The sequence below is a fragment of the Polaromonas sp. P1_E1_2 genome, assembly GCF_056406035.1.
Map to the genome: position 1 here is coordinate 1 of NZ_JBFUAZ010000413.1, position 3,888 is coordinate 3,888.

5 protein-coding genes are annotated in these 3,888 nt (G+C 58.4%); 3 read left to right on the forward strand and 2 right to left on the reverse strand.

Annotated features, from left to right (window positions below; genetic code table 11):
• The coding region (locus AC1D1P_RS16895) for a Wzy polymerase domain-containing protein (protein WP_477673766.1) at nt 1–543 on the forward strand (543 nt) is incomplete at its 5' end.
• Between the two features lie 8 nt (nt 544–551).
• On the opposite strand, the gene moaC is transcribed toward AC1D1P_RS16895, so the two are convergent.
• The gene (moaC, locus tag AC1D1P_RS16900; RefSeq protein WP_477673767.1) at nt 552–1,043 is read right to left on the reverse strand and encodes a cyclic pyranopterin monophosphate synthase MoaC; all 492 of its coding nucleotides are present in this window, start codon (nt 1,041–1,043) and stop codon (nt 552–554) included.
• A 39-nt stretch (nt 1,044–1,082) separates the two neighbouring features.
• On the opposite strand from moaC, the gene tfpZ reads away from it, so the two are divergent.
• Both tfpZ and AC1D1P_RS16910 read left to right on the forward strand, forming a co-directional pair.
• Entirely contained in the window at nt 1,083–1,862 is a 780-nt protein-coding gene (gene tfpZ, locus AC1D1P_RS16905; protein ID WP_477673768.1) for a TfpX/TfpZ family type IV pilin accessory protein, read from the forward strand.
• A gap of 64 nt (nt 1,863–1,926) precedes the next feature.
• Complete coding sequence (locus AC1D1P_RS16910; protein WP_477673769.1) at nt 1,927–3,480, forward strand: M48 family metalloprotease; 1,554 nt, start codon at nt 1,927–1,929, stop codon at nt 3,478–3,480.
• Here AC1D1P_RS16910 and AC1D1P_RS16915 read toward each other — a convergent pair.
• On the reverse strand, nt 3,436–3,789 hold the full coding sequence (locus AC1D1P_RS16915; protein ID WP_457282444.1) for a phage holin family protein: 354 nt from the start codon (nt 3,787–3,789) through the stop codon (nt 3,436–3,438). The two genes, AC1D1P_RS16910 and AC1D1P_RS16915, sit on opposite strands and share 45 nt — an antisense overlap.
• Between the last annotated feature and the right edge of the window lie 99 nt (nt 3,790–3,888).

A 3,888-nucleotide genomic window follows, 5' to 3' on the forward strand; every position in this document is an offset into this window, starting at 1 on the left:
CAGATGGCCTTCTGCCTTTGCATCGCAATGCTCTGGAGGCGGGAGAATGCGGTCCCGATTGTGACGAACCCGTCGAAATCACTATTAATTGACCGCATATCAGCCATAGGCATGACCCTGCTCGGGGGCGTCCTTGCAATAGCTGTTATCTATGCTGCATGGGACTACCGCCGCGTCAGCCAGATCTATCTTCCTGTAGATGAGCGAGCTGCCACCTATCGCAGCGACACGCTTGCCAAAATTGAAGGCTCGTGGCTATTCACCGATCAAGTGCGATTTGCCGAAATCTCTCTTACCCCGCTGACCCCTGCAAACGCCCGGTGGACATTTAATACCGCGAGCGCATTGCTGCACTACTCGCCGGAACCGCGAGTCATCGAAAAGCTCATCGAAAGTGCAGTGATGCTCGGCTCTGATGATGTGGCTGTCGAGCATCTGGCGCGCTACAGGGCCGCTTTCCCGACGGAATATGCACAATGGACGCGGCAAAACAGCAAATTTGTACCGGGACAGGCTCCTTCGACGGGAGCGGCAGCCAGATGAAGACGGTACTACAAGGTTTCGTGGACGAAACTGCCTGATTTGCCGCCGTGTTTTTCAAGCACGTGTATATCGGTGATGGTCATGCTTCGATCTACTGCCTTGCACATGTCATAGATGGTCAACAGCGAGATTTGCACTGCAGTCAATGCTTCCATTTCGACGCCCGTTGGGCCAACGGTTTCTACTGTTGCGGAACAGGCGATGCAGGAGCTTTTCTCATCCGGTGTGAACTCAATGGCTACCCGTGTCAAAGCTAAAGGATGGCACAGCGGGATCAAATCGCTGGTTTTTTTTGCAGCCATGATCCCGGCAACGCGTGCAATGCCCAGTACATCCCCCTTTTTTGCACTACCGGCAAGGATGATGGACAGGGTCGTGAAATTCATTACTATACGGCCCTGCGCGATGGCCACACGGTGTGTGGCAGTCTTGCCGGATACATCCACCATGTGGGCTTGGCCTTGGGCGTCAAAATGAGTGAGTGTTGAGTCGGACATCATGCAGCAAGAACCTTTACATGTATCCATCATCATAAGACCATGTTCAGAAACCCAGAGTTTTGGAGGAGCCGATTTAAGGCTTCCGGCATTCATTTAGGCATTAGCCTGGCAATAGCCTTGTGCGCGGCTTTGCTGGTTTTTATCATTTGGTATCCCTATCCCTATCGCGAGATATCTGGGGGGCGCGAGCTATTCATACTAATTATTGCGGTAGATGTGATCATGGGGCCGCTCCTGACCTTTGCTGTATTTGACGTCGCGAAGCCGCGTAAGGTGTTACGGCTCGACTTGTGTGTGATTGGAGTGTTGCAGCTTGTAGCACTTACTTATGGCATTTGGACGGTGGCTGCGGCCCGGCCCGTTCATCTGGTTTTTGAAATTGACCGTTTCCGCGTGGTTCATGCCATTGAAATTGAGCCGGAGCGTCTCTCGCTTGCGCCTGTGGGGCTGCGGCAACTGCCGCTGACTGGGCCTACGCTATTGTCAGTGCGGGAGTTCAAGGACGCCAAGGAAAGTTTTGACGCGACCATGGCGGCACTTGACGGCGCCCCTCTTGGAGCCCGTCCCGATTTATGGCAAAGCTATGAAGCAGCCAAGCCCCAGGTCCTGAAACAGGCCAAGCCTCTTGCTGAACTCAAAACCCGTTTTCCGGCGGACGTTGTTAATATCGATAACGCATTGGCATCAGCGTTGGCATCGGGTCGCAAGAGCAGCGATATTGGCTATATCCCGATGATCGGGCGCAAGACTTTCTGGACTGTTCTCATTGACACCAAAACGGCAGAGGTAATTGCATTTGTACCCATTGACTCCTTCTAGGCGAACTGTGTACGTGAAGCCGCGTCCGGCCCTGAACCGCCTTGCCCTAGCCTGCATTGTGTTCATGGCTTTGGGCGGTTCCTCGCTGGCCCAGGCTCCCGTCGGTACGACAGGAGGCTCGACGGGTTCATTGCCATCGCTGGGTGAAACTTCCGACCTCGCAGCGGCAGCAGAGCGCCGTATCGGAGACCGCATCGCCGTCAGCATCTACCGCGACCCTGACTACATTGATGATCCGGTGCTCGGCGATTACCTCCAGAGTATCTGGTTGCCGCTGGTTGCCGCCGCAAGGGCCCGGGGTGAGCTCAATGCCGAACTTGAGGAGCGTTTTGCCTGGCAGGTTTTCCTGATCCGGGACCGCAGCATCAATGCCTTTGCATTGCCCGGGGGCTACTTTGGCGTGCACTTGGGCCTGCTGGCCGCGGTAAGCAGTTCCGATGAGGTGGCCGCAGTGATGGGCCATGAACTCAGCCATGTGACCCAGCGGCACATTGCGCGCATGCTGACGCAGCAGTCGCGCCAGACCCCCTGGATGATTGCCGCCATGATTCTTGGCGTGCTGGCTGCCGGGAAGAGCAGCAATGCCGGCAGCGCCGCCGTGGTCGGCGGGCAGGCAGTCGCGATGCAGAACCAGCTCAACTTTTCCAGGGACATGGAGCGGGAGGCAGATCGCGTGGGTTTCGGGGTCATGACCGATGCGGRTTTTGAAAGCCGGGGTGTTTCGGCCATGTTCGAAAAGCTGCAGCAGGCCTCGCGCCTGAACGACAACGGCTCCTTTCCCTATTTGAGATCCCATCCGCTGACGACCGAGCGAATTGCCGAAGCGCGGGCGCGCGTGCAACTGTCTTCAGCGGACGCGGCAAAACCCTCGCGCGAAAAAGAAGCCGAGGCCGGCAGGGCCCGCGTGTTACACGCCATGATGGCATCGCGGGCACGCATCCTGGCAGCCCCGGGGGTTGATGCGCTGCGCTCCATGGTGGCGGAGGCCCAGCGCCAGACCGGCCCTGTTGCCGCACTGCAACCGCTTCCCACGGCCGACAATGTGCGTGATGCTGGAGTTTTGTATGGTGGCGCTTTTGCGGCGGCCCGGCTGCGCGACTTCACCACGGCGAAGGGATTGCTGGAACGGTTGAAACCGCTTTCTGCGGGTGCGCCGCATGCCGCCAATGCGGTGGATCTGCTGGCCGTTGAAATCGACCTGATGGCCGGCTTGGTTCCCCCCACAGCGGCATCTGCCGACATTTCCAGGGCGACATCTCGCGCTGAGGTACTGCTGCAGTCCCAGTCGTTGATGGCCGCGAACCGTGCGCAGGACGTTTCGGGCCGGCTACAAAGCTGGGTGACGCTGCATCCCAAGGACGCGATGGCCTGGCAGCTGCTTGCGGTCGCGTACGGCAAGCAAAACAAGCAGGTTCAGGCGATTCGCGCTGATGCGGAAAGCCGTGCCGCCCAGCTGGACTACCCGGCAGCGCTGGACCGCTTCAAGGCGGCGCAGGGCTTGATGCGCAGCAGCCCCGGCAGCGCAGACTATGTGGAGGGTTCGATCATCGACACACGAACCCGCCAGACGGAACTACTTGTTAAAGAGCAGGCGCTCCAGGACAAAGTCGATCGCTAGCTGCAGCACCGAATAAATCAGTGAGCCTATCAGCGCTGCGGCAAAACCCGTGACGTTCAGACTGCTGATCAGGCTGGCCGCGGCCCAGAACATCAGCGCGTTGATGACAAACAGGAACAAGCCCAGCGTCACCAGCGTGACGGGCAGCGTCAGCAGAACCAGGATCGGGCGCACCACCATGTTGAGCGCACCGAGCACCGCCGCGGCAATTAGCGCGCCGGTGAAGCTGGTCACCACGACCCCGGGGTAGAGATAGGCAACGGCCAGCAAGGCCGCTGCGCTTAAAAGCCATTTGAGGATAAGTTTCATGGGCAAAGAATACCACCGGCCTGCCCGATTCGGCCCCCTTATCCCTCAGGCGAGTAGAGGCGGCACCCCAAGGTGGCACCGGCCTTTTCAGTCCGTGTG

Bases quoted from the DNA above. Each gene is read 5' to 3' on its own strand.
- moaC (WP_477673767.1), bottom strand. From the start codon at position 1,043: ATGATGTCCGACTCAACACTCACTCATTTTGACGCCCAAGGCCAAGCC.
- tfpZ (WP_477673768.1), top strand. From the start codon at position 1,083: ATGTTCAGAAACCCAGAGTTTTGGAGGAGCCGATTTAAGGCTTCCGGC.
- AC1D1P_RS16915 (WP_457282444.1), bottom strand. From the start codon at position 3,789: ATGAAACTTATCCTCAAATGGCTTTTAAGCGCAGCGGCCTTGCTGGCC.